At 36.9% G+C, this 25,385-nt stretch carries 23 protein-coding genes, 1 riboswitch and 1 other annotated feature; of the genes, 4 read left to right on the top strand and 19 right to left on the bottom strand.

Annotation, left to right across the window (positions count from 1 at the left end):
* Positions 1-14: 14 nt before the first annotated feature.
* Positions 15-3,086 (bottom strand): SbcC/MukB-like Walker B domain-containing protein, encoded by a 3,072-nt coding sequence (locus AC4PG8_RS00215; protein ID WP_492169908.1) that lies wholly within the window; start codon positions 3,084-3,086, stop codon positions 15-17.
* Positions 3,083-4,207 carry an exonuclease SbcCD subunit D gene (locus AC4PG8_RS00210; protein ID WP_185484711.1) on the bottom strand — a complete coding sequence of 375 codons (1,125 nt, stop codon included), beginning with the start codon at positions 4,205-4,207 and terminating at the stop codon, positions 3,083-3,085. Before AC4PG8_RS00210 ends, AC4PG8_RS00215 begins: the two co-directional genes overlap by 4 nt.
* 115 nt (positions 4,208-4,322) lie before the next feature.
* On the opposite strand from AC4PG8_RS00210, the gene AC4PG8_RS00205 reads away from it, so the two are divergent.
* Positions 4,323-4,931 (top strand): lysophospholipid acyltransferase family protein, encoded by a 609-nt coding sequence (locus tag AC4PG8_RS00205; protein WP_003762533.1) that lies wholly within the window; start codon positions 4,323-4,325, stop codon positions 4,929-4,931.
* Positions 4,932-4,973: 42 nt separating this feature from the next.
* Here the strand turns inward: AC4PG8_RS00205 and AC4PG8_RS00200 are convergent, their stop codons facing one another.
* From AC4PG8_RS00200 to leuS, 12 genes are all read right to left on the bottom strand, one after another.
* A complete protein-coding gene (locus AC4PG8_RS00200; RefSeq protein WP_003767188.1) occupies positions 4,974-5,489 on the bottom strand; it encodes a hypothetical protein in 516 nt (171 codons plus the stop codon).
* A 173-nt stretch (positions 5,490-5,662) separates the two neighbouring features.
* Complete coding sequence (locus tag AC4PG8_RS00195) at positions 5,663-6,151, bottom strand: CcdC family protein (protein WP_070023880.1); 489 nt, start codon at positions 6,149-6,151, stop codon at positions 5,663-5,665.
* 80 nt (positions 6,152-6,231) lie between these two features.
* A complete protein-coding gene (locus AC4PG8_RS00190) occupies positions 6,232-8,037 on the bottom strand; it encodes an ABC transporter ATP-binding protein (protein ID WP_492169907.1) in 1,806 nt (601 codons plus the stop codon).
* The gene (locus AC4PG8_RS00185; RefSeq protein WP_185512567.1) at positions 8,021-9,790 is read right to left on the bottom strand and encodes an ABC transporter ATP-binding protein; all 1,770 of its coding nucleotides are present in this window, start codon (positions 9,788-9,790) and stop codon (positions 8,021-8,023) included. Before AC4PG8_RS00185 ends, AC4PG8_RS00190 begins: the two co-directional genes overlap by 17 nt.
* A 413-nt stretch (positions 9,791-10,203) precedes the next feature.
* Entirely contained in the window at positions 10,204-10,824 is a 621-nt protein-coding gene (locus AC4PG8_RS00180) for a cell surface protein (protein WP_185484714.1), read from the bottom strand.
* Positions 10,825-10,839: 15 nt separating this feature from the next.
* Positions 10,840-11,334: a matrixin family metalloprotease gene (locus AC4PG8_RS00175; RefSeq protein ID WP_070752915.1), complete on the bottom strand. Its 495-nt coding sequence runs from the start codon at positions 11,332-11,334 to the stop codon at positions 10,840-10,842.
* Between the two features lie 177 nt (positions 11,335-11,511).
* The gene (locus AC4PG8_RS00170; RefSeq protein WP_492169906.1) at positions 11,512-12,021 is read right to left on the bottom strand and encodes a VanZ family protein; all 510 of its coding nucleotides are present in this window, start codon (positions 12,019-12,021) and stop codon (positions 11,512-11,514) included.
* A gap of 514 nt (positions 12,022-12,535) precedes the next feature.
* A complete protein-coding gene (locus tag AC4PG8_RS00165; RefSeq protein WP_492169905.1) occupies positions 12,536-12,775 on the bottom strand; it encodes a hypothetical protein in 240 nt (79 codons plus the stop codon).
* Positions 12,776-12,908: 133 nt separating this feature from the next.
* Positions 12,909-13,793, bottom strand: a complete 885-nt coding sequence (gene tsf / locus AC4PG8_RS00160; RefSeq protein WP_003762546.1) for a translation elongation factor Ts — start codon at positions 13,791-13,793, stop codon at positions 12,909-12,911.
* Between the two features lie 79 nt (positions 13,794-13,872).
* Positions 13,873-14,622: a 30S ribosomal protein S2 gene (gene rpsB / locus AC4PG8_RS00155; protein ID WP_003772143.1), complete on the bottom strand. Its 750-nt coding sequence runs from the start codon at positions 14,620-14,622 to the stop codon at positions 13,873-13,875.
* A gap of 195 nt (positions 14,623-14,817) precedes the next feature.
* A complete protein-coding gene (locus AC4PG8_RS00150; RefSeq protein WP_160463766.1) occupies positions 14,818-15,195 on the bottom strand; it encodes an ArpU family phage packaging/lysis transcriptional regulator in 378 nt (125 codons plus the stop codon).
* A 131-nt stretch (positions 15,196-15,326) separates the two neighbouring features.
* Positions 15,327-17,738 carry a leucine--tRNA ligase gene (leuS, locus tag AC4PG8_RS00145; RefSeq protein WP_185538758.1) on the bottom strand — a complete coding sequence of 804 codons (2,412 nt, stop codon included), beginning with the start codon at positions 17,736-17,738 and terminating at the stop codon, positions 15,327-15,329.
* 73 nt (positions 17,739-17,811) lie between these two features.
* Positions 17,812-18,013: a binding site (T-box leader), on the bottom strand.
* 128 nt (positions 18,014-18,141) lie between these two features.
* Between leuS and mnmL the strand changes: the two genes are divergently transcribed.
* Positions 18,142-19,107, top strand: coding sequence for a tRNA modification radical SAM protein MnmL/YtqA (gene mnmL / locus AC4PG8_RS00140; RefSeq protein WP_492169904.1), 966 nt, complete (start codon positions 18,142-18,144; stop codon positions 19,105-19,107).
* On the top strand, positions 19,104-19,679 hold the full coding sequence (gene mnmM, locus AC4PG8_RS00135; RefSeq protein ID WP_185538760.1) for a tRNA 5-(aminomethyl)-2-thiouridylate-methyltransferase MnmM: 576 nt from the start codon (positions 19,104-19,106) through the stop codon (positions 19,677-19,679). The genes mnmL and mnmM overlap by 4 nt, the downstream gene beginning before the upstream one ends.
* Positions 19,680-19,704: 25 nt before the next feature.
* Here the strand turns inward: mnmM and asnB are convergent, their stop codons facing one another.
* Positions 19,705-21,570: an asparagine synthase (glutamine-hydrolyzing) gene (gene asnB, locus AC4PG8_RS00130; RefSeq protein WP_003762560.1), complete on the bottom strand. Its 1,866-nt coding sequence runs from the start codon at positions 21,568-21,570 to the stop codon at positions 19,705-19,707.
* 136 nt (positions 21,571-21,706) lie between these two features.
* Positions 21,707-22,906 carry a methionine adenosyltransferase gene (gene metK / locus AC4PG8_RS00125; RefSeq protein WP_003762563.1) on the bottom strand — a complete coding sequence of 400 codons (1,200 nt, stop codon included), beginning with the start codon at positions 22,904-22,906 and terminating at the stop codon, positions 21,707-21,709.
* A 107-nt stretch (positions 22,907-23,013) separates the two neighbouring features.
* Positions 23,014-23,122, bottom strand: a riboswitch (SAM riboswitch).
* Positions 23,123-23,316: 194 nt separating this feature from the next.
* On the opposite strand from metK, the gene AC4PG8_RS00120 reads away from it, so the two are divergent.
* Positions 23,317-23,619 (top strand): hypothetical protein, encoded by a 303-nt coding sequence (locus tag AC4PG8_RS00120; RefSeq protein ID WP_003772154.1) that lies wholly within the window; start codon positions 23,317-23,319, stop codon positions 23,617-23,619.
* A 66-nt stretch (positions 23,620-23,685) separates the two neighbouring features.
* Here AC4PG8_RS00120 and AC4PG8_RS00115 read toward each other — a convergent pair whose 3' ends face one another.
* Genes AC4PG8_RS00115 through ytkD form a run of 3 tightly spaced genes read right to left on the bottom strand, consistent with a single transcriptional unit; the run spans position 23,686 to position 25,377 of the window.
* Positions 23,686-24,594, bottom strand: a complete 909-nt coding sequence (locus AC4PG8_RS00115) for an L-lactate dehydrogenase (RefSeq protein WP_185484720.1) — start codon at positions 24,592-24,594, stop codon at positions 23,686-23,688.
* A 16-nt stretch (positions 24,595-24,610) separates the two neighbouring features.
* On the bottom strand, positions 24,611-24,853 hold the full coding sequence (locus AC4PG8_RS00110; RefSeq protein WP_003762570.1) for a DUF2584 domain-containing protein: 243 nt from the start codon (positions 24,851-24,853) through the stop codon (positions 24,611-24,613).
* A gap of 50 nt (positions 24,854-24,903) precedes the next feature.
* Positions 24,904-25,377, bottom strand: coding sequence for an RNA deprotection pyrophosphohydrolase (gene ytkD / locus AC4PG8_RS00105; RefSeq protein ID WP_492169903.1), 474 nt, complete (start codon positions 25,375-25,377; stop codon positions 24,904-24,906).
* Positions 25,378-25,385 lie beyond the last annotated feature (8 nt).

Genomic DNA, 25,385 nt, shown 5'->3' with positions numbered 1-25,385 from the left:
ACGCAAGCGGTCTTTTAGCTATTAGCAGTAATAAATTTAGTTGTACTTCCGTGATTAGTTGCGGTTACTTCTAACCTTGCTGAAATGCGTTCTTTTAGCTCTGGCACATGGGAAATAATCCCGACTAAGCGGCCATTTTCTTGTGTTTCCAGTAAACATTCTACGGCGACCTCTAGTGACTCTGGATCAAGCGTACCAAACCCTTCATCAATAAACATGGTTTCCAGTGAAATTCCACCAGCCATTTCTTGGACAACTTCTGCAAGCGACAAAGCAAGTGCTAGCGAGGTTTTAAAACTTTCTCCACCTGAAAGTGTTTTTACATGACGCGTCAGCCCCGTATATTCATCAAAAACTTCAAGTTCTAACCCACTTTGGACATTCCCTTTTGCTTTTTCGATTTTTCGCTTGAGTTCAAAGCGTCCGCTAGTCATTTTAGATAAACGATGATTAGCTCGGTGGATAATAGTATCTAAAAACATCGCTAAAATATAACGTTCAAATGTTAGCCTTCTAGCATTTTTACCACGTGCTGAGTCTGCTAATAAGCCAATGTCCGCATAATTTACTTCTGCTTTTTCTACTGCTTGAATACTGTTTTGATAGTTTTCGGCAAGTTCTTTTCGTTTCAAAACAAAGTCGCGTTGCTTAATTGTGTTTTCTTCTGACTGAGCAAGTTCTAATTGCTTTTCGGTCATAAATGATTCTAGTTGTTCGATATTTGGTTTTTGTTTGTTTTTCAGTTTTTCTGTTAAATCAGCTCGGCGTGATATAGCTAAATGGCGTTTCCGCTCAAAGTCAGCTAGTTGTTCTTCTTTACTTTTTAATTCTTCTGCTGACATTAAAGCTTGTTTATAAGCCTCATAAGTAGGAAAATCATTTTGTTTCATTGCGTCTTTAAAAACTTCGCGTTGGACTTGTAATGCTTCTTTAGCGTCTAGTGTTGTGTTCTCGGCAGATTGCAATGTTGATTCCAGCCTAGTTGTTTCTTTTTCAGCTTCTCTAAATATTTTATCCACTTGTTCGACTTGTTCCAGATGCGTTTTAATGCTGTTACTTAATTCATTCTTTTTCTTATCAAAAATAGTTTTGTCTCGTAAATCGACTGGAATTGCTTGTTCTAAATAGCTTAGTTTTCCAGATGAGAGTTGGACTTCTTGATGAAAACTTTCTACTTGAAGAGCCGTATTATTTTTTTCTGTTTCTAGCTCTTTTTGTTTGTTTATTAATGTTTCAAGTGCGCCTTGAATATTTTCTTTTTGCGCCACGTTAGTTTGCAATTGATTTATTTGATCTGTTAGGTTTTTAGCTAATTGGCGGTTTTCTGCTAATAACTTTTCTACTGCGACTAAGTCCACATCTGCTATATCCGCCCATTCAGCTAATTGCCATTCAAGTTGGCTGATTGATTTTTCAACCTCATTAATCGCTAATTGTTTTTCATGTAGTTTGGCTTTTGCCTCTTCTAGCGTTGTGAGGCTGGCCGATTCCCCGTATTCTGCCAATTGTGGATGTGACACAGATCCGCAGACAGGACAAGCGTCACCCTCGTGCAAATGAGCTGCGAGTGTTGCAGCTTGTTCTTGTTGTAAATTTGATTCTTCTTGTTTAATCGTTGTTTCTATAGCTAATTTTTCTGTTAAAAGTTGTTTTAGCGTTTGTTCTTCTGTTTGTTTTTGTTTATTCCATAGATCCATTTTCATTCGTTTATTAACAAGTTCTTGATTTTTTTCAATGAGAGCTTCGGCAGTTGTTCGTTTATTAATAGCCTCTAAAATCGCTAGTTCTGCTTGGTTAATTTCTCCTAAACGAGTTTCCATTGACTGTAGTTCTGCTGCGATTTCCTGCTCTGTTTTCATCACTTTTTCTAAACGATTCGCTGCTTCTTTCCAATTAATTTCTGCGCGTCTTTTTTGAATCGTTACTGTTTCTAATTCAATGATTTTTGGTTCCATTTCTTCTAATTGAAAAAGTGTCCGTTTGTTAGTTTCTAGTATTTCTTCTTGTTCGGCGAGTGCTTCTTTTTGTTTTTTTGCATTTGAAAATTGGTTTGTTATCAACTCTACTTCATGCGCTACTTGTTTTTCAGTATTTACTGCTGTTTCTAATTGTTCTTTTAAACGGATACAAAGCGCATCCTGAGAACGCAGGTTACTGGCTCTTTTAGCTGCTTCAATTCGGTTTGCTATCACTTGATAAAAATCTTTTTCAGCTTCTAATTTAGCTACTTCTTCTATATATAAATCTAAATTTTGCCAATCAAGCAGTTGTTCTTTCGCAAGAGTCACTTTTTCAACCGCTTCACTTGTTTCTTTACGAATGATGCTTAAAGCACTTTCTAACTCTGCTAAAATTGCTTGTTCTTGCTTGATAGCTTCTTTTTGCAGCGAACTAATTTCAGTTGTTGTCTTGCCGGTTATTTCTATTCCTGGCAAGCTGAGTTCGGCAAGCTCGGCGACTTTTTTTCTCGCTTCGACAACTAAAATTTCTGCTTCTTTTTGTTTTTCCCACAGCAAATTTTCAACTTTTTCATAGTACACTGTATGCGCTAATCGTTGCAAAATTACTTCTTTTTCTTTACTATCCGATACAAGTAGTTCTCTAAATTCACCTTGAGGAATCATTAAAATTTGTCTAAATTGATCCACATTAAGTTGAATTAATTCTTCCATTTTCGTATTAACATCACGAACGGAACTCGCAAGGAGCTTCATTTCATCACCTATGAGTTCGTATAATTCAGCTTTTTGAGGAGAAGTTGTCGTTCCATTTCCTCGTTGTTTAGCAATTTCTTGTTGAGGAATACGACTGATCTGATAAATTTTGTCTTTCAACCTAAACACAAGCGTTACTTCCGTTATTTCTTTGTCCGTCGCAAAATGGCTGCGCATGGAAAAACTTTCCCGATCGAATGTGTTTGCTTTTCCAAAAATTGCAAAGCTAATTGCATCAAAAATAGTGGATTTCCCCGCCCCTGTTTTACCAGAAATCACGAAAATTTGTTCCGTTCCTAGTTTTTCAAAGTCAATTACTTCTTTTTTGGCATAAGCTCCAAAAGCTTGCATGGTTAATTTTATCGGTCTCATTCAGTATCCTCCTTTCGCGCTTCTTCAAACACATCTGCTAATTTTTGTTGTTGCGTCTCCGTTAATTTCGTACCATTTACATATTCAAAAAATTGTCCAAATAACTCTAAATCATCTTTTTTCATCATTTCTTCAAAGTTATCTTGCGTTTCTTTTAAGGTTTGCTTTTTACGTTCTAAATGTAAAATATTGGGATAAAATTGGCGCAATTTCCCCATTGGATCAATTAAAGCACCTTCATCCATTAAATTAACTTGAAAGAAATCATTTGGATTTTCCACTAAGTTTTCCGTAAGTTCCGCTAGTGTTCCAGAAATAATGCGCATATCATGTTTCGGCGTTAGAAATCGCTCTTTTACATTAATAAGTTCATTTCCCTCAATTTCTACAATGCGCACACTTTTATTATCCTTTGTTTCTGAAAAAGAATATTTTAACGGCGATCCGCTATAAAAAATAGCAGGATGATTAATCGCATGCGGGTGATGCAAATGACCAAGCGCGGTATAAGTAAATCCATCAAAACAGTTCGTTGAAACTCGGTCCACATTTCCTATCGCAAGTTGGCGTTCTGAATCGCTAGGAATCCCGCCAGAAACAAACGCATGTCCTACTAAAATTTGCGCCTTAGCTGGGTTCCATTTTGTTCGAATTTGTTTCGTCACGGCTTGCATAGCGTCCTCAAAGCTACGAATAGAACTGTCAGCCAAGACTTCACGAATAATTGCCGGCTCATGATAAGGCACAAGCCACACTTCCGCATCCATAAACGAAATTGGTTCAAACTGCGAAGTACATTTCCCTTTCATATATAGCTTGCTGCTTTCGTACCACTGACTGCCAAAAGCTAGTCGCTCTGCACTATCATGATTACCACTAATCGCAAATATCGGAATACCTAGTTCTACATTCCATTTCACTAAAATATCATTTAGCACTTTCACCGCATCCGCAGGCGGTACAGCACGGTCATATAAATCTCCAGCCAAAATAAGCGCATCAACTTGTTCTTCCTCGGCAATCTTCGTTATTTGTGCCAAAATATATTCTTGCTCAGCTAGCATCGATACGCCAGATACAATTTTTCCTAAATGCAAATCAGCTGTATGTAAAAATTTCATCGTTTTCCTCTTTTCTTTTTCTCAGAGATTATTTATTTTTAATGCAAAACTCGTCATTTTTAAGTATACTAGATATAGTTTAAAAAAATAACTAGCAATATTGGGAGTGAAGAAGTTGTTTTATCATTTCGCAAAAAACCTCGTTCATTTTATTTTAATTATTATTGGTGGACGATTTCAAGTACAAAACAAAGAGAAAATTATCGAAGCGCCTTATGTTGTAGTTTCCACTCATACGTCTTGGATTGAAATCTTATATCTTGGTTTCGCTTTGTCGCCAACACCAGTACATTATATGGCGAAACAAGAGCTTTTCAAAGGAAAATTCCTCAACTGGCTAATGACGCACCTTAATGCTTTCCCAGTCAATCGTGATAATCCTGGACCAAGTGCCATTAAAGCTCCCATTCGGATGCTTAAATCTGGTAAAGTAGTTGGTATTTTCCCTAGTGGTACAAGAAAAACAACCAACCTTCATTTAAAACGTGGTGCTGTAACTATCGCTCATAAAGCAAAAGTTCCAATGCTACCTGCCGTTTATGATGGACCAAAGACCTTTGGAGAAATTTTAAAACGCAAAAAAATCATTATTCGTTTTGGCGATCCGGTATTATTCAATGATACCGAACTTGACCAAAAAGAGCTACTAGAAGTTAAGTCTCAAGAATTAATGGCGACATTTGAACAACTTCAAAATGAAATTAACCAAACAAAAAACAAATAATAAAAAAGACAGCTTCCAATTTGGAAACTGTCTTTTTTATTATCAGGAAGCTGTATCAGTTGTAATGCTTGAAGGATTAAGTCCAGCATCTTTTAATACGCCAGCAATTGCTTCGTCCGCTTTTGCCATCGCTTCGTCTGCTTTTGTTGTATCACGACCACTAGCTTTAAGTGCATCTGCTTCTAATTTATAAGCATCACTTAATTGTTTCACAGCTGCTTTGAAATCATCTGTGTATTTACCTAGGTCTGGTGTTTTTTCACTAGCAAGTGTTTCAGATACTTTAAGTGCTGATTCACTAGCTGGTTTTGCAAGAGCAGCAAGGTCTGCTTCAGATGGTTTAGGATCTGCGCCAACCGCTCCTACATAAGCGTTGTAATCGCCATTGTTTTCATTAATAACGTCTACTAAGTCCATGTAATAATTTAATACGTCGTCCTTAACGTTTGATGTTTCTTTTTTTGTGTCTTCTTTTTTGTCGGAACTATTAGAACCGGAACAAGCCGCAAGCGACAATCCTAGTGCTAAAGTTAAAACTACTAATAACCATTTTTTCAAGATGATGTCCTCCTTTTTTTCAAGCCAAACTCGGAAGCCCTTTTGTAACTGGCCGCGTCAGTCTCGGATATGCTTCACCCATCCGGCAAGTAACATTACTCACGATGTAACATTATTCATTATAAGCTATTCATACTAGATAATTCAAGCTGTTTTGGAAAATGCTTTCACTATTATTCGTACTCACCACTAACTTCTACTTTACCTAGCTGTTTTTCCGTATTTTTATATTGGAAATACATAACGATTCGCCAAGGCACAATCATTGCAAACGCCATAATCCAGAACATACCAGATAATTCGCCTACTTCCAAACTGCCGCTAATCCAATATTTAATGAAAATCCGAATAAGCAATAATCCCATCAAAATAACCGGAAAAGCTTTCGTGCGTTTAATAAATACGTATTTATGACGAACTTCGAATTTTGTAGTCCAAATTAAAATAACAGAAAACACTAGCCCCATGGCAATTGCTTCTAAAATATCTACTAACGAAACACGGAAAAAAGGAATAACAAACATGAGTGCGCCTGTCGACATCATAATTGGCGGTATGATAATCCCTTTCACACTTGCTGGACGCTTCGATGCTTTCATTCTTATCATGATAATTCCAGCCCCAAAAACAAGTGTAATGATAATTGAAATGACTAATGACACGATTAATTCCCCCTACTTATCTGCTGTAACACTTCGCTCCTCATTATATTCCTTTTACCGCTTGAAATAAACTTCTCTGCTTAAAGCGCTTCGTCTAAATCCATTCCGCTATTTTGTAATTGATACATTGAGTGATATACACCTTGTTCTGCAATTAATGAATCATGTGTACCACGCTCAATAATTCGCCCTTTAGATAAAACTAAAATTAAATCGGCATCCTTAATTGTCGAAAGTCGATGCGCAATCGCAATCGTTGTACGTCCTTCTCTCATTCGTTTTAACCCAGTTTGAATTAAGCTTTCTGTTTCTGTATCAATATTTGCCGTCGCTTCATCTAACACAAGAATTTGTGGATTCGTCACAACTGTTCTAGCAAAAGAAATCAACTGCCTTTGCCCACTTGAAAATGAAGCACCTCGCTCAATAACTTTATGTTGATATTGATCGGATAGCGTTTGAATAAAACCATCTGCTTGAACAAATTTCGCGGCATCCACAATTTGCTCATCCGTAATGTTTTTATCATAAAGACGAATATTCGTGTTAATATCGCCATAAAACATAAAACTATCTTGTAAGACAAGTCCAGTCTTCTTACGCAATTCAGCTATTTCATGGGATTTAATCGACTTACCATCAATTAAAATATCGCCGCGCTCGAATTCATAAAAGCGCATCATTAAATTGATAATCGAACTTTTCCCGCTTCCTGTATGACCAACTAAAGCCACCGTTTGACCAGGTTCTGCTGTAAAGCTAATATTTTTAAGTACATCACGTCCGCCTTCGTACGCAAACGAAACATCTTTAAACTCAATTTTTGCACGAGTGATTTTTGCTTCTGGATCATTTAATTGAGCTGGGACTTCTTCTGTTTCATCCATAATACGAAATACTCTAGACGCTGCTGTGATAGCTTCTTGATACATAGCCAAACGTTCCATTACGTTATAAATCGCTTCTAAAAACCGATCAAAATAACTAACAAACGCATAAATTGTCCCGATAGCTACAGGACCAGTTAAAGATTCAGCCCCGAAAAAGCTAAGAATAATCACAACTGCTAGCGCGTAAATCAAGTCAATGGCTGGCCCAAGTAAGAGTGCATTAAATTTAATATTTTTCATTCCAACATCATAATAGTCTTTGTTGATGTGCTCGAATTCTTTTACTAAACGGCGCTCTTGATTAAATTGTTGCACAATCGACATCCCTGAAATCGACTCAGCAATTTTCGCATTTAATTGGCTTAATTTTTCTCGTCTTGCCCGGTAAAACTGGGAACTATATTTCCGGTAAACAAAAATAATAAAGACGATAAGTGGGAATAACAGCAAGCTATAAAGCGCTAACTGAACATTGAGCACAAACATCGCCGCATAAATCCCTACGAGCATAAACAAACTTTGAATCGCAGTTGAAAGCACATTAATAAACATATCTTTCACAGCTTCCGTATCATTTGTCACACGCGAAACGATACTCCCAGCAGGCGTTTTATCGAAATAACGCATTCCAAGTGAATGAAGCTTCGTAAAAATATCAATCCGCATTTGCTGCACAATTTCAAGCGCGATTTTTTGGAAATAAAGCAATTGGAAGTACCACACAATGGATTTCCCAATTGTCAGCCCTAAATACCCCGCTCCTAAAATTAACAAAGCTTGCATTTCTAAATTCATTGGCGTTAAATAATCATCCAAGAATATTTTAATTAAAATTGGCGCGAATACATCTGCAAGCGTTACAAGAAGAACAAGAATTCCAGTCCAAATCAAACTTGGAATATGATATTTTGTGTAACTAAGCATTCGCTTTAATACTGCACGGTGTTCTTTACCGGACATCACTAACATTTCGTCTTGTTCATTCATCACTTCCATCAGCCGCACCCCCTTCTCCTAAAGCTTCCTCTAGTTGTTGCTCATGGAACATTTCTGCATACCAGCCATCTAGCGTCATTAGCTCACTATGCGTTCCTCGTTCCACAATTCTCCCTTTATCAATAACAATAATCAAATTAGCATGTTCCACAGAGCTAAGTCGGTGTGCGCTAATGATAGTCGTCTTATCAGAACGATTCTCTTTTAAATTAGATAGAATCTGTTCTTCCGTTTTTGCATCTACCGCCGAAAGTGCATCATCCAAAATCAGCAATTCTGGATTCATAATTAAGGCACGTGCGATGGCAAGCCGCTGTTTTTGCCCGCCAGAAAGTGAAACTCCGCGCTCGCCGACAATCGTATCATAACCATGTTCAAACCCAAGAATATCTTCATCAACGGATACAAGTTGCGCGATTTTGCTCACTTCTTCTTGAGATGCTTCTGGTTTCCCAAAACGAATGTTATCACGCACGGTTGTTGAGAATAAAAACTGATCTTGTGGCACATAACCGATTGCTTCTCTCAAAGCTCGTACAGTGTAATCTTGAATTTTTACATCTGCAAAAGAAATTTCGCCATCGTACGTATCATATTCTCGCATTAATAATTTTAATAACGATGTTTTCCCAGAACCAGTTCGCCCAACAATTCCAAGCGTTTCACCAGATTTTAAGTCAAAACCAATCTCAGACAATACTGGTTCACTTTCATCTGGATAGGTAAATGCATTAATTTCCACATGTAAATTACCTTCTGGCGTAACATCTACTGCATCTGCGTGATCAATTACATCTTCTTTTTCCGCAAGCAAATGCTGCACACGGTCGTAAGAAGCATTTCCGCGCTGAATGATATTGTATAAAAATCCAAATGCTAACATCGGCCAAATGAGTAAGAATAAATAGTTTGAAAAAGCAATTACTTGTCCAATAGTCAATTCTCCATCAACAACAAATTTAGCTCCAAACCCTAAGGAAAGCACAAAGGAAATCCCTACAATAATCGAAATCATTGGATCGAACATCGCATCCACTTTAGCAACCGAAATATTTTTTTGAACTACTTCTTTTGTTTGTTTGGCAAAATCTTGAATATCTTCTTTTTCTTGCCCAAATGTTCGTGTGACTTTAATTCCTGAAATACTTTCTTGTGTTTTATCATTTAACATCGAAAAAGCAGCTTGAGCCCCGTGGAAACGATCATGTAATTTTTTACCTAAAATCGAACTTCCGAGTACCATAAACGGCATTGGAAGTAATGCAATCAAAGTAAGGCGCCAGTCAATCGTAATCGCCATGGTTGCAATAACCGTTCCTCCTGTTAACACAGAATCCGATAATGTCAATACACCAATTCCCGCCACTTGTTGAATAGCGGTAATATCATTCGTCGCATGTGCCATTAAATCCCCAGTACGATAACGTTGGAAGAAAAATGGTGACATCTTCGTAAAATGTTCGAACAGTCGTAAGCGTAACGTCCGTTGTAATTTGTTATCAGAACCAAAAATCAACATCCGCCAAACGTAACGTCCAACGTAAGCAAGAACAGCTGCTACAACGAGAATAAGCATCCATTTAATCAATTTTTCTTTTGTCAGTGAGTCATTTGTGACTGCATCCACCGTGTAGCCAATTATTTGCGGCGGTACTAACTGCAAAAGCGCAATTGTAAATAAAATTGTTACCCCAAACGCATAAGACTTCCAATTTTCTTTAAAAAACCAGCTTAATGCTTTAAAAATTTTCAAACAACTATCCCTCCCTTTTTTCCTTAAATTTGGACAAATAAAAATAATGGACCTATTTCTGCCCATTATTACCCGAAAAAATATATTTATTTGTCACCACTTTGTATAAAATAAAACCAACTTAAAGGAGAGTTCCCTTGCTCGCGAAATGGTCCGGTGAAATAAATTCTATTTTTAAGCGCAATAATGCCATGTTTGAAGTCGTAATATAATTATTCATCGTCCATTCCTCCTTTGTTTTATTATGCAACGATATTAGTTTAACCGATTTCATTTGAAAGCGCAACAAATAATTGCAAATTGTTTAAAAATTATTTGTATTTCGGGATTACTTTTAAGAAAAAATACAGCTATATACAATAAAAGCATAACGATACTTATTAAGCACCGTTATGCTTTTTGATCATTTCTATTTAGTTTTCTTCTATTTTCACTTGGTTTTCTACGGCATTTTCATACGTTTCATATTCTTCTGTTTGCGTAACTTCTTTTGCTGTATCGATATTTTTTGTTTTTTCATCGAAGGCTATTGTAGAGTTACCACCTGAAATAAGTAATGAACCATCATCTTGCGTATAAGCAGTAAAAATATAAACTTTTCCTACATCTGGCAGTATGTCATCTTCAAATATATCATAGGCAGAACCGTCCTCTCGAATACCACCTTGTTTGGCTATCGCAAGTTCTTTATCCGTTGCCAGTTCATTTTTTAAATTAGAAATAACTTTGATTTTATAATTTGTGTAGGCTTCTCCGATATATTTTACCGAACCATCTTCTTGTTCGATTGGCGTTTTATTTTTATAAATAGTCCCGCTCTCTTCTGTTACTTTTCCGACAAACACATAATCCGCATCACCAACAACTTCATTTGGATTATCGATATTTAGTGTATAGTCTGAATGGATTGCATAAGTTGGAACTTCTTTTTTCTTTGGTTCTGTTTTTTCTGCATATGTACTTACTGTTAGCAAGCAACCGATACCTAAAATTGTTACTGTTGAAGCAATTATTCCCATAGTTGTCTTTTTCATCTTAAGTACCCCTTTTTAATATTTTTTATATGCTGCATCATAAGATATTTTGTCGTTCGTAGATAAGCTCGTCTTGGAAGTACTATATTGGTACATCACATCAGAGGATGCATTATGAGCTAATCGCAAACCATGACCTAATTCGTGTGTTGCTACATTTTGCTTACCAGCATTATTTTTTTTATCCATATTTTTTTTGTTAAAAGTAATTTTTCCATTGCTATAAGTAGTAGCATTAACATTGTTATTGACGGAAACATCACTGCAATAAACATCAGATTTATTCTGCGCAGAAGCTGGTCTAATTACTCCCTTTTTATAGGCGTTCCAAGTATTGGCCCCTGATCTTATAAAAGACATATACTTCGAATTACCTGAGTAATCTAAATGCTTACTACTATCTACTAAATCCCATGTAATAATTTTAGCTGCCGCACTCGCTTCCACACTCGGCATAACCATACTCCATACGCAAATAAATGCTACTAACAATGATAAAATTTTCTTCATTCTGTGTCGCTCCTCTTTGTAAGTAATTTTTCAAGTGAAACAGTAAACATATTAGTTAATACGTATACCTTTTTTTCTTCCAAACGTGATGAATACTCCCCCTTTTCTCTCAAACTATATCATAAAAATAGGAAATCCCTATTTAAATAATAACAAGCTTTCGTTCGTACCAAATTTTTAAAATTGGCTCGAGTTTCTGGGCTTTTGTGCTCTAAATACATTTTTTATACAACAGTAAACTCCGAATCCAGCGAAAAATCCGATGATATATAATAGCAAATCGGTTACATCAAACATCCCCACTTTTAATATAGATTGCAAGCTTTCGATTACTAAAATCAAAGTAAAAAAGGCAATAAAGCGCTTTAGAAAATCATCCAAAAATGGAACAAAGCTTAGCAGAAAATACATAGGAGTGAATAACACTAAATTAATTAAAAGTACGGACCACGAAGCTTCATTAACGCGTAAATCTTCCAAAATAAGCATCACATTGACATTAAAATAGGACTCTAAAGATCCACTATCATCAGGTCTTAATAAGCCGATAGTTAAAACGAATAAATACAATAAAAGTAGTAAATATCCATCCCATTTATTTTGAAGCTTAAAAACCATTTTGAGTAAAATGTATAGCGTGAGTACCACAATCCCAAAAGCTAAAACATTTTTATTCAAGCTCTCCATATTGCCAAAGTACATGGGTAAGATATTATAAAATATACGGAAATATACAATAAAAGCTACTAGCAAACTGAGTAAAAATAAAAGTAATTTATAAATATTTTTTTAATGTTCGTCATCCCTTTTTCCAACCTTGAACGCCTCATTTCTAAGCTTTATACCCTCCAAAAAAATTGTAACATGGATAGCGAATGTATAACCAAAAATGTAATGAAATAGCCGATTCTTGTCATGAACGACTAAAATCAGGCTTAAATTAGAATTATTATTACACTTTTTGAAACGAATCGTCTATTTGGTCTATTATTTCACCTTATTTTGAGTGTATTTCACTATTTTATGCAACCAACGTTCCAAATATGACAAATTGTTCAAGGAACTGGATTTCGTGGTTAAGAACCAATACCAAAATCCCTTTATATATATAAATTCTTATATATAAAATGTATAAATATTCATCCGTAGTATATTAAAATTCTCAAAAAAAAGCCTCGATAATTAAATCGAGACTTTTTGTTTATAAAGTGATAATAATACTTGCTATCATAATCATAACTCCACATAAAAATGCGATAAAAAAACCGAACCACTTTTCTTTATAGGCACCAATTGCAGAAACTAGATAAGCTAATAAATAAACGATTTGCAGCCAAAGAGGTGAATCTAACCCGTCCTTTGTTTGAATCATTACTCGTAAATTATTTACTAAAAATAAAATAAATAAAGTAACAAAAATAACCTTGATGATTTTTTTCATGCTGTTCTCCCTTAGTTTTATTGTACCTTCTAAGTATAGCAAAAAACACACGCAGGATAAACTATCAAAATAAATAAAAAAACTCCTGCAATCCATAGAGGGTTGCAGGAGTTGATATTCATTCAAATATTACTTATTTTTTCACTTGGCTCATTACTTCTTCAACAAAGTTATCTTCTTTTTTCTCGATTCCTTCGCCTACTTCAAAACGTACGAATGATACAACTTTTCCGCCGCTTTGTTTTACGTATTCGCCAACAGTGATGTCTGGGTTTTTAACAAATGGTTGGTCTTCTAAAGAAATTTCGCTTAGATATTTTTTCAAACGACCTTCTACCATTTTTTCAACGATATTAGCTGGTTTGCCTTCGTTTAATGCTTGTTGAGTTAATACTTCTTTTTCGTGTTCAACTTCTTCAGTAGAAACGTCTTCACGAGAAATGTATTTAGGGTTGATTGCAGCGATGTGCATTGCAACATCTTTTGCAACTGTAGTGTCAGTAGTTCCTTCAAGAAGTGTAAGAACACCAATACGTCCGTTCATGTGGATGTATTCGCCGAAAGCAGAGTTGTCCGCTTTTTCTTTAACTTCAAAACGACGAAGGGAAATGTTTTCACCGATTTTTGTAATTGCTTCAGTGATGTAGTCTTGAACAGTTTGACCATTAGGCATTTCTGTTTTAAGTGCATCTTCTAAGCTATCTGGACGTACTTCAAGAATTTGTTTAGCTAGTGCATCAACTAATTGTTGGAAGTTGTCGTTTTTAGCAACGAAATCTGTTTCAGCATTTACTTCAAGTACTACAGCATGTTTTTCATTGCTGATTACATGAGTCATACCTTCAGAAGCAACACGATCAGATTTTTTCGCAGCTTTAGCGATTCCTTTTTCACGAAGATAGTCAATTGCTTTTTCCATATCTCCTTCAGTTTCTACAAGCGCTTTTTTACAATCCATCATACCAGCGCCAGTTTTTTCACGTAATTCTTTTACCATTTGAGCTGTAATATTAGCCATTTATTTTCCCTCCAATTTTTCTCTTTAAAAAAGGTGATAAGAATAGTGCCTTATCACCTTGAAAGTTTCAAATAAAATCTTATGCTTCAGTAGTTTCTTCTGCAGCTTTTTCTTCTACAGGAGCAACTTCCGCTTCAGTTAACTCTTCCCCTTGGTTCACTTCAATGATAGCGTCAGCCATTTTAGCAGTTAAAAGTTTAACCGCACGGATAGCGTCATCATTTGCAGGGATTACGTAGTCGATTTCATCCGGATCACAGTTTGTATCAACAATACCGATGATAGGAATATGAAGTTTACGAGCTTCTGCAACCGCAATACGTTCTTTGCGTGGGTCAACGATGAATAAAGCATCAGGAAGACCTTTCATGTCTTTGATTCCGCCTAAGAAGCGTTCTAGTTTTTCTTGTTCTTTTTTAAGAAGGACTACTTCTTTTTTAGGAAGGACTTCAAAAGTTCCGTCTGCTTCCATTTTTTCGATTTTTTTAAGGTGTTGAATACGTTTTTGAATAGTTTCAAAGTTAGTTAAAGTACCACCTAACCAACGATGATTTACGAAATATTGTCCAGAACGGATAGCTTCGTCGCGAACGGATTCTTGAGCTTGTTTTTTAGTTCCTACAAACAGGATAGTTCCGTTGTCGCTAGCTACTTCACGCATGAAGTTGAAAGCTTCGTCTACTTTTTTCACTGTTTTTTGTAGGTCAATGATATAAATACCATTTCTTTCTGTGAAGATATATTTCTTCATTTTTGGGTTCCAACGGCGAGTTTGGTGGCCGAAGTGAACTCCTGCTTCGAGTAATTGTTTCATTGAAATAACAGGCATGTGTTATTCCCTCCTATTGGTTTATTTTTTGCGGATAACCGCCCTCCGCATGGATCAACCAGCTGAAAAACTTAAGCGAACAAGTCGTTAAGCACCTTCTCAGTCTGTCACCGTGCGTGTGTGATTTAACACCGTTTCCTAATATACCATAAAAACGAGAAATATGCAACCTGTAATGCATATCTTCTTCTAAAACTAATTTTTTTCAACGATGATTTCAAGGTCTTCGGCTAAACTGAGAACAGCTTGTTTTTTTATTCTTTTAAATTGTGCTATTTCATAAGGTAGTTCCATCATTGTAGCGATGTCTTTTTGTTTATCAATATAACATTTAATTAGAATAAAACGATGCAGAGGTTTCATGGTATTTAATATCTCTGTATATAATTGAACTAATTTTCCTATTGCAGTTAGATAGCTACTGTCATCAGTTACTAACTTTTCTTCTATTATTCCCTCAGAATTAAGTTTTATTTTGTTCCTAGGTCCTAAAAGGAAGACCAAATACTGAAACTCCTCAAAAAAACGTTTTACATTTTGGACAGTTTTAATGTAATCTATACTGTTTTTCATTGCTGAAACCCCGTTTTACATTAATACTAGCAAAATATTAGCTATATTTGTTATGCATGTTGCTTAAAATTTTCCAAAGAAAAAACGCTTCAAAATTAGCAACAAAGCTCAATTTCGAAGCGTTTCTCTAATCAATTCGCAACAATATTTACAAGTTTTCCTGGAACGACGATTACTTTACGGATGGTTTTTCCGTCTATGTTTTCTTTGATTTTATCGTCTTCATGTGCGAGTTTCTCTAGTTCTTCTTTTCCGAGTGACTTTGCAACGGTGATTTTACTTTTTACTTTGCCATTTACTTGAAGTACGATTTCTACTTCATCTTCTACTAGTTTTGTTTCATCGTAGGCTGGCCAAGCTACATAGCTAATTGTTTCTGTATGACCAAGGATTTCCCACAATTCTTCTGCAAGGTGTGGCGCGATTGGGGACAAGAGTTGCACGAAACCTTCAACATATTGTTTTGGAATCGTATCTTGTTTGTACGCTTCATTGATGAAAATCATTAATTGCGAAATACCGGTATTGAAACGCAGGTTTTCGTAATGATTGGTAACTGTTTTCACCATATGATGATACGCTTTTTCTAAGTTAGCATTCGCATCGGTTGTAACTTTTCCAGCGAGTGTGCCTTCTTCAGTTACTAGTAAGCGCCAAATACGATCTAAGAACTTACGCGCACCTTCTAGTCCATTTTCATTCCAAGCAATAGAAGCTTCTAGTGGTCCCATGAACATTTCGTACAAGCGAAGTGTGTCTGCGCCGTATTTTTCTACTACTTCATCAGGGTTAACGACATTGCCTCTTGATTTGGACATTTTTTCGTTATTTTCGCCAAGAATCATACCTTGGTTAAATAGTTTTTGGAAAGGTTCTTTTGTTGGAACTACGCCAATATCGTACAAGAATTTATGCCAGAAACGTGCGTAAAGAAGGTGAAGTACTGCATGCTCTGCCCCGCCGATATAAACGTCAACTGGAAGCCATTCTGCTAGTTTTTCTTTGTCAGCAATTGCTTCAGTATTGTTTGGATCGATATAGCGCAAGAAGTACCAGCTTGACCCAGCCCATTGTGGCATAGTATTTGTTTCACGACGACCTTTACGACCATTTTCGTCTGTAACGTTTACCCAGTCGTGCAAGTTAGCAAGTGGAGATTCGCCAGTTCCTGAAGGTTTGATTTCCGTTGCTTTTGGCAGAAGCAGTGGTAGTTCGTCTTCTGGTACAAGCGTTGTTTCCCCGTCTTCCCAGTGAATAACTGGAATTGGTTCGCCCCAGTAACGTTGTCTACTAAACAACCAGTCGCGCAAACGATATGTGATTTTACGGCTACCAATGCCTTCTTTTTCTAGCCAATCAATTGCTGCGGTAATCGCTTCTGCTTTAGCTAGGCCATCTAAGAATTCCGAGTTAATATGTGGTCCATCGCCAGTGAAAGCTTCTTTTGTAACGTCGCCGCCTTCAAGTACTGGACGAATATTCAAACCAAATTGTTGCGCAAATTCAAAGTCGCGTTCGTCATGGGCTGGTACGGCCATAATTGCCCCTGTTCCGTATTGAATCAATACATAGTCAGCAATCCAAATTGGCACTTCTTCGCCGTTAATTGGATTAATCGCATAAGCTCCTGTGAAGACACCTGTTTTATCTTTTGCAAGGTCGGTTCTTTCTAGTTCGCTTTTTAGTTCTACTTGTTTTTTATAAGCTTCAACTGCTTCTTTTTGCTCAGGTGTTGTGATTTTTTCGATAAGTTCGTGTTCTGGTGCAAAAACCGTATATGTTGCGCCAAAAAGTGTATCTGGGCGTGTTGTAAAGACATTAAACGTTTCATCGCTATCTTTAATTTTAAAAGTAACTTCTGCGCCTTCTGAACGACCAATCCAGTTACGTTGCATATCTTTAATATTTTCAGGCCAGTCTACAAGTTCAAGGTCATCTAGTAAACGGTCTGCATAGGCAGTAATTTTAAGCATCCATTGACGCATTGGTTTACGGAAAACTGGGAAGCCACCGCGTTCACTTTTGCCATCAATTACTTCTTCATTGGCTAGTACGGTTCCAAGTGCCGGACACCAGTTTACAGCGATTTCGGCTTCATAAGCTAGGCCTTTTTCATATAGTTTTTCAAAAATCCATTGTGTCCATTTATAATATTCTGGATCTGTTGTATTAATTTCACGGTCCCAATCATAGGAGAAACCAAGAGATTTAATTTGGCGAGTAAAGTTGGCAATATTCAGTGCGGTGAATTCTTCTGGATCGTTACCAGTATCAATCGCATATTGCTCTGCAGGAAGTCCAAATGCATCCCAACCGATTGGATGAAGGACGTTCTTCCCTTGCATGCGTTTCATTCTAGACAAAATATCTGTTGCAGTATAGCCTTCTGGATGTCCTACGTGAAGACCTGCTCCAGATGGATAAGGAAACATATCAAGTGCATAGAAGTTTTCTTTATCTTTATCTTCTGTTGTTTTAAAAGTGTTATGTTCACTCCAATATTGTTGCCATTTCGGTTCCATTTTTTTATGATTAAATGTCACTTTACTCATCCTCTTTTCCTTAAAATATCGAATTTTGGCTACAAAAAAATCCCTACATCCCAACGGCTTATCGCCATGGGACGAGAGATGCTTCTCCCGCGGTACCACCCACATTAGTGTTTAACCACTCAACTTAACAATTCCTTAACGCGGAAAACGGGGATACACCCAAGCTCCATGGTAAGTTCATCCGGATTTTGTGACTGACTTGCACCAACCGCCAGCTCTCTTCACATCAAAATATGCAGATTACTACTCCAATTCATCGCTATTTCGCAAAATTCATTAGTCTTATTGTAGCTGAATTTAGGTTTTTTAGCAAGCGGTCTGAAGATTTATCTAACTTTCGTAGTAAAATGTGCTAAAATGAATGGAGAATTTCATTTGAAGGAGTCTAAAACTAGTGAAACAAACGAATCCATTTGTATATAGTAATGATAATAAAAGATACCATACATGGAACTACTGTTTACGAGAAGAATTTGGGCAAAAGACATACAAAGTTGCGCTTGATGGCGGTTTTGATTGTCCAAATCGTGATGGCACAGTAGCGCATGGCGGTTGTACATTTTGTAGTGCGGCAGGTTCTGGTGATTTTGCTGGGAACCGAGCGCTTGATTTAAAAGTACAATTCCAACAAGTGCGCGACAAAATGCAAACGAAATGGAAAGACGGGAAATGTATTGCTTACTTCCAGGCTTTTACTAACACTCATGCCCCTGTTGCTGAACTGCGCGAGAAATTTGAAACGGTTTTGAATGAGCCTGGCGTGGTTGGGCTTTCGATTGCGACACGACCTGACTGTTTGCCGGATGATGTCGTTGAATACTTGGCTGAATTAAATGAACGGACTTATTTATGGTTAGAGCTTGGTTTACAATCTGCTCACGATGAAACTGGGCGCTTAATTAACCGCGCGCATGACTATGATTGTTATTTAGAAGGTGTGCGCAAACTACAAAAACATAATATCCGCATTTGTGCCCACATTATTAATGGGCTTCCGAAAGAAACGCCGGAAATGATGATGGAAACCGCACAAAAAGTAGTTGAAAGTGGCGTTGATGGTATTAAAATCCATTTACTCCATTTATTAAAAGGAACGCCAATGGTAGAAGATTATAAAAAAGGTGACTTAGAATTTTTAACCCGTGATGGTTATGTGAACTTAGTAGCTGACCAACTTGAAATTCTGCCTCCTGAAATGGTTATTCACCGAATTACAGGTGATGGTGGCGTGGATGACTTAATTGGCCCAGTTTGGAGTTTAAATAAATTTGAAGTACTGAATGCCATTGATGCAGAACTCGTTCGAAGAGATAGTTGGCAAGGGAAACTATATCAACCTGTGGAAGTGAGTTCCAAATGAATTTACGTGGTATTCTCCCCTTCGCTCATGATACACTTCGAAAAGTAGTTCGCTCTGGAGATTATGTAATTGACGCAACATGTGGTAACGGGCATGATACGCTTCTACTAGCTGAACTTGTTGGTGTAAATGGTCATGTGCTCGGGTTTGATATTCAACAAATGGCAATTGATGCAACGAAAACTCGTTTAGAAAATGCTGGTGTCGCATCACAAGTAGAGCTCGTATGTGCTAGCCATGCGCTTATTCCAGAATATGCAACAAAACCTGTTCGCGCTGCTATTTTCAATCTCGGCTACTTGCCAGGTGGCGATAAAGAAATTACGACAACCGCTGATTCTACTTTAGAAAGCATTGGCCATTTAATGCAGCTACTTGAAGTTGGTGGCGTCATTATTCTTGTAATTTATCACGGTCATCCAGCTGGAAAAGTCGAAAAAGATGCTGTCTTGACTTTTTGTGAAGCGATTCCGCAACAAGATTTCCACGTTTTATCTTATAACTTTATTAATCAAAAAAATGATGCCCCATTCGTCATTATCATCGAAAAAAGAAAACCTAGACAAAGCTAATAATTAGCCTGTCTAGGTTTTCTTTTTATTTTCCAAAATCGTATTTATCTGCTACGTATACATCATACCAAATCATAAAGATAACAACTGTCCAGATTTTACGACTGTAATCGAATTTACCGGCACAGTGATCGTCTAGTAAGCCTAGAACGTATTGTTTGTTAATTAAATGATCTGTTGGTGATTCTTTAATGATATTTTTAACCCAAGCGTTCATTTCGTCTTTTAGCCAGTGACGAATTGGTACTGGGAATCCTAGTTTACGGCGATTAAGTACGTGTTCTGGTACAAAAGTGGCTGCCGCTTTACGTAAGATATATTTGGTTGTTCCATTGGTTGTTTTCATTGTATCTGGAATATTTCTTGCTACATTGTACACTTCTTTATCAAGGAAAGGTACACGAACTTCCAGTGAATTAGCCATCGTCATCCGGTCAGCTTTTAGGAGAATATCTCCACGTAGCCACGTATGAATATCAATATACTGCATTCTTTCTACAGGATGATAATTCTTAGTTTCTGCATAAAATGGATCCGTAATGTTCGTATAATCATGACCAGATTGGTATTTCGGAAGTAAAATTTGTTTTTCTTTTTCTGTGAACATTTTGGCGTTTCCGATGTAACGTTCTTCCATCGGCGTTGTTCCACGTTCTAAGAAACTTTTACCACGCATTCCTTCTGGCATAATACGCGCCACGCTATTTAACATTGATTTAAATACGCCTGGCATTTTGTTAAACATCGCAAGGGAATTTGGTTCGTTATAAATGTTATAACCGCCAAAAAGTTCATCTGCGCCCTCACCTGATAATGCTACTGTTACTTGTTTACGCGCTTCTCTTGATAAGAAATAAAGCGGAATAGCAGCCGGATCAGCAAGTGGGTCATCCATATGCCAAACAATTTTTGGTAATTCTTTCATATATTCTTCCGGTGAGATAACATAACTAATATTTTCTACACCAAGCTTATCTGCTGTTTCTTTTGCTACATCGATTTCACTGAAACCATCGCGTTCAAAACCAACAGAGAATGTTTTAATTGCAGGATGATATTCTTTGGCAATTGCAGCAATAATCGATGAATCAATACCACCAGATAGGAATGAACCAACTGGTACATCGGAGCGCATATGCATTTTAACAGAATCATACATCACGTCACGCACTTCTTTAATCCATGCGTCTTCTGATTTAGTTACTGGTGCAAAAGATGCTTTCCAATAAGTAGTAATCTCCATTGGTTGACCGATTTTTTTCGTGAACTGATGCCCTGGTTCTAAGCGTTTTACATTTTTAGTTAAGGAATCTGGTTCTGGAACGAATTGATAAGTCATATAGTTTTGTAATGAAACTTCATCTAGTTCTTTTTCTTTTAAAGCATGTAAAATGGATTTCTTTTCAGAACCCATAAATAGCTTACCGTCTTCTTCTGCATAGAAAAATGGTTTAATGCCGAATGGGTCGCGTGCGCCGTAAACAAGTTCTTCTTGTTTATCCCAAATAACGAAACCAAACATCCCACGAAGACGTTCTGCTGTTTTTTCTTTGTATTTCGCATATGTAGCGATAATTACTTCTGTATCACTTTCGGTTTCAAATGTCATTCCTTCAGCAACTAATTGCTCGCGGAGTTCCACATAGTTATAAACTTCTCCATTAAAAATAATCCAGTAACGTTCATTTTCATACGTTAACGGTTGATGACCGTTTTCTACATCAATAATACTTAAACGGCGGAAACCAAACTGCACGTGATCATCTGTGAAGTATCCTTCATCATCTGGCCCACGGTGCGTAATCATACTGTTCATTTGTCTAAAGGTTTCTTTATCAGCGCCAGTAATTTCTGTAATGCGGTCATGTACGCATCCTACAAATCCACACATGGTAACATTTCTCCTCTATATAGATAATCATTTTATCTTTTTTTCACAACGTCTATCATATCATAACTAGGCTTTCTTTGCACTGTTTAGGAAAGAAAAAAACCGAACATTCCTCACAAGAAATGTTCGGTTAAGCTTATTTTACGATTAATTTTTTTAAGGCTTCTGCTTTATCCGTTCTTTCCCAAGGTAAATCAAGGTCGCTACGGCCAAAATGACCAAATGCAGCTGTTTGACGATAAATTGGGCGACGTAAATCAAGCATATGGATTATCCCAGCTGGGCGTAAGTCAAATAGCTCATTAACGCCATCAATTAGTTCTTGTTCTGAATAGTCACTTGTTCCATATGTGTCAATCGAAATGGAAACTGGACGCGCAACTCCGATGGCATATGCAACTTGTACTTCTACTTTTTTAGCAAGTCCAGCAGCAACGATATTTTTAGCGACATATCTTGCAGCATAAGCACCCGAACGGTCTACTTTGGTTGGATCTTTACCAGAAAATGCTCCCCCGCCGTGACGCGCATAACCACCGTATGTATCCACGATAATTTTACGGCCAGTAAGTCCAGCATCGCCAAGTGGTCCACCAATAACAAAGCGGCCAGTTGGATTAATAAAGTATTTCGTATTTTCATCTAAGAAAGAAGCATCAATTACTTCTGGGAATAGATGTGTGTGTAAATCTTTCGCGATTTGTTCTTGTGTGATGTCAGGATGATGTTGCGTTGAAACAACAATTGTATCAATGCGAACAGGTTGATTAAATTCATCATATTCTACAGTTACTTGTGTTTTCGCATCTGGTCGTAAATAATCTAATTTATTCGTTTTGCGTAATTCTGTTAACTTGCGTGCTAAGCCATGTGCCAAAAAGATTGGTAGTGGCATTAACTCTTCTGTTTCATCTGTAGCAAAGCCAAACATCAAACCTTGATCTCCTGCCCCAATTGCTTCAATAGCAGCATCAATTTCGCTGCCACTTCTTGATTCTAGTGCCTCATCCACACCTTGCGCAATATCTGGTGATTGTTCGTCAATAGCCGTTAAAACAGCACATGTCTCTGCATCAAAACCATATTTTGCTCGAGTATAGCCGATTTCTTTAATAGTATCACGAACGATTTTAGGAATATCTACATATACAGAAGTAGTAATCTCACCTGCTACTAAAACTAAACCAGTTGTCACAGTAGTCTCACAAGCGACACGTGCGTCTGGATCTTTTGAAATAATTGCATCTAAAATTGCATCAGATATTTGATCTGCAATTTTATCTGGATGTCCATCAGAAACCGATTCCGATGTAAATAGATGACGGTTTTTAGCCAATTTTATTTTCCTCCTTTAGTTCTCTCCAAATACGTCTCATATAAAAAGCCTCTCTCTATTTTGCACGAAACGCGCACGAATAGAGAAAGGCTATAATTATACCTTTGCTCTCATCGTTCAGGAGATATTACTCCTGCAACAGATTAGCACCTTTCACTTATATGTGTAGGTTGCTGGGCTTCAAAGGGTCAGTCCCTCTACCGCTCTGGATAAGAGATAAATTTTAATTCTAAGATAGAATACCATAAACTGAGGCTATATGCAATAAAAATTCGGTTTTGTCTTGATTTCCATTTTCAAAAAACAGTAAAAAAATGCCTTCCATTATTTTTCGCTTATCATTATTTCCATCCTGTGGTATGATAGATGGATAAAAAAGATGTTTTACTTATCTAAAGGAGATTGTATCTATGAGTTTAATTACGTTATCCTTGATTATTTTTCTTGGGTTTTTAGCCGTTGTATGTTTATTTGATTTTGTTTTTCGTTGGTATTGGTTTAAATATTTCTTAGCAACAATGGGATTAATTGCAAGTGGTGTGGTATTTTTCATCAGTTTCTACGGTGGTGGGATGTCACAAACAGAAATCGCTATTGCTATTTTTATTGGTTCATTTGGTGAATATGTCGTATCACTTATTATTAGCCTAGTTCGCTTTATTTCAAAAAAATCAAAAAAACCTAAACAAAAGAAAAAAGTCAAAACAGCTTAAAAAACTAGCTACGTTAAAAGATGATAATCTTTAATGTAGCTAGTTTTTTTATGGATAATTTTAAATCTAAAGCAAGTCGAAAGCTTTACGGATAACTTCCGCTGAATGTTCAAAATTAGTTTGTTCTTCTTTAGTTAGTGGTGGTTTTATCGTATCTAAAACCCCATTTGCTCCAATAAGCGCTGGTTGGCCGATATATGTATTTGTTTGTTCTGAAAAAACAGCTAACGGAAATACTTGTTTTGCATCTGTTAAGAGAGCATCAACAATTCCCGCTGTAGCAGTAGCAATTCCAAAACTCGTCCAACCTTTCCCCGTTAAAATATTCCAGCCACCACCGCGTACTGCATCTTTTAAAGCAGGTAAATCAAGCGGTGTCTTCGTTTTATAATCAGTGATATTGACGCCACCGATTTTCACAGTTGACCACGCAACGAATTGTGATTCACCGTGCTCGCCAAGAACGTACCCCTCGATGCTTTTAGGATTAATATGTAAAGCTTCTCCAACTACTCTTCTCATTCTAGCAGTATCAAGCGATGTCCCTGTTCCAAATACACGGGAACGATCAAAACCAGATATTTTTTGAATGAGCATGGTAATAACATCACACGGATTAGTAATATTCACAAAAATCCCTTTAAAACCTGTCGCTAAAATTTTCGGCACAATCTCCGTTACCGAACGACTTGTTTCAACGAGTTCTTCCATACGATCTTCTCGTAGTAATGTTTCCGGACCAACAGCCATCACAATAATATCTGCATCTGAAAGAGCTTCCCAGTTATTCGCTGTAATGGTTGTATAGGAACGAGTCATCGATGCCATATCGCGTAACTCAAGCGCTTCACTCTCTGCTTTTGCTTCTATTTTATCAATTATAACGATTTCATCACAAATCCCTTGCGTAACAAGAGAAAAAGCCACGTCGCTTCCAACATGACCAGCACCAATTATACCAACTTTGCGTTTCAAAAAATCCCCTCCAAAATTAGTTACTTGAATTTAAAGCGATTAATTCATATTTAATGATGGTTTTATTATTTTCCCATACAAGTTTGCGCGGAATTGCTTCTCCAAGTGTTTCGCCTTCTTTTGTTTTACGAACAGCAATTGGAACATCAATTGGATAAATCCGGTAACCTACTTTTTCCAGTTCAAAGAAATTATCTGAAATTCTTTTTTCATTTCCCTTTGTTACGATCATTGTGTTTACCTCAAGTGGCATACCCAATTTTCTCACCTCCAGTTTCTTTTATCATAGCAGAGATTACCCTGGTTTGACTAGTTTTTATCGTTTAAAATCCGCTCAGCCTGCTTAACAATTTGTACCATTCCAGCGTCACGCATAAAAAAACTAAATGCCGGTTGCAAAATAAACTTACTAAGAGTTCCTTTCACAACAACTGGACCTTTTGTTTCTAAGTAGTTTTGTTGCCTTGTTATTGAAACAATCTTTGCTGTATAAACCCGTTTTGTAAAAGTTCGTTCCTTAGATTCAACTAAATAATCCGCAACAAAATGAAATCCTTCAGCTACTGCACCAGTCTCTTCCATTAGTTCGCGGCGGGCTGCCATAAGACTCGTTTCACCGTGCTCTCCTTTACCACCAGGAAATTCGAGACCGCGAATTTTATGTTCCGTAAAAAGCCAACCATCGTCAATTTTAGGAATAATGAGTACGTCATCTGGATTTTCCCCCTGTTCTTCAAAATAAATGGTTACTTTATTGCCTAAAGTATCTTTATAAATAAACAAAAACTCAC

Source organism: Listeria sp. MAN/IMW/UF555, from assembly GCF_058684075.1.
This window is presented reverse-complemented; position numbering and strand designations above follow the sequence as displayed.

Bases quoted from the DNA above. Each gene is read 5' to 3' on its own strand.
- AC4PG8_RS00210 (WP_185484711.1), bottom strand. From the start codon at position 4,207: ATGAAATTTTTACATACAGCTGATTTGCATTTAGGAAAAATTGTATCT.
- rpsB (WP_003772143.1), bottom strand. From the start codon at position 14,622: ATGCCTGTTATTTCAATGAAACAATTACTCGAAGCAGGAGTTCACTTC.
- AC4PG8_RS00120 (WP_003772154.1), top strand. From the start codon at position 23,317: ATGAGTTTAATTACGTTATCCTTGATTATTTTTCTTGGGTTTTTAGCC.
- AC4PG8_RS00170 (WP_492169906.1), bottom strand. From the start codon at position 12,021: ATGGAGAGCTTGAATAAAAATGTTTTAGCTTTTGGGATTGTGGTACTC.
- AC4PG8_RS00190 (WP_492169907.1), bottom strand. From the start codon at position 8,037: ATGGAAGTGATGAATGAACAAGACGAAATGTTAGTGATGTCCGGTAAA.
- AC4PG8_RS00165 (WP_492169905.1), bottom strand. From the start codon at position 12,775: ATGAAAAAAATCATCAAGGTTATTTTTGTTACTTTATTTATTTTATTT.
- AC4PG8_RS00180 (WP_185484714.1), bottom strand. From the start codon at position 10,824: ATGAAAAAGACAACTATGGGAATAATTGCTTCAACAGTAACAATTTTA.
- mnmM (WP_185538760.1), top strand. From the start codon at position 19,104: ATGAATTTACGTGGTATTCTCCCCTTCGCTCATGATACACTTCGAAAA.
- AC4PG8_RS00150 (WP_160463766.1), bottom strand. From the start codon at position 15,195: ATGAAAAACAGTATAGATTACATTAAAACTGTCCAAAATGTAAAACGT.
- asnB (WP_003762560.1), bottom strand. From the start codon at position 21,570: ATGTGTGGATTTGTAGGATGCGTACATGACCGCATTACAGAAATTACT.
- tsf (WP_003762546.1), bottom strand. From the start codon at position 13,793: ATGGCTAATATTACAGCTCAAATGGTAAAAGAATTACGTGAAAAAACT.
- AC4PG8_RS00175 (WP_070752915.1), bottom strand. From the start codon at position 11,334: ATGAAGAAAATTTTATCATTGTTAGTAGCATTTATTTGCGTATGGAGT.
- AC4PG8_RS00215 (WP_492169908.1), bottom strand. From the start codon at position 3,086: ATGAGACCGATAAAATTAACCATGCAAGCTTTTGGAGCTTATGCCAAA.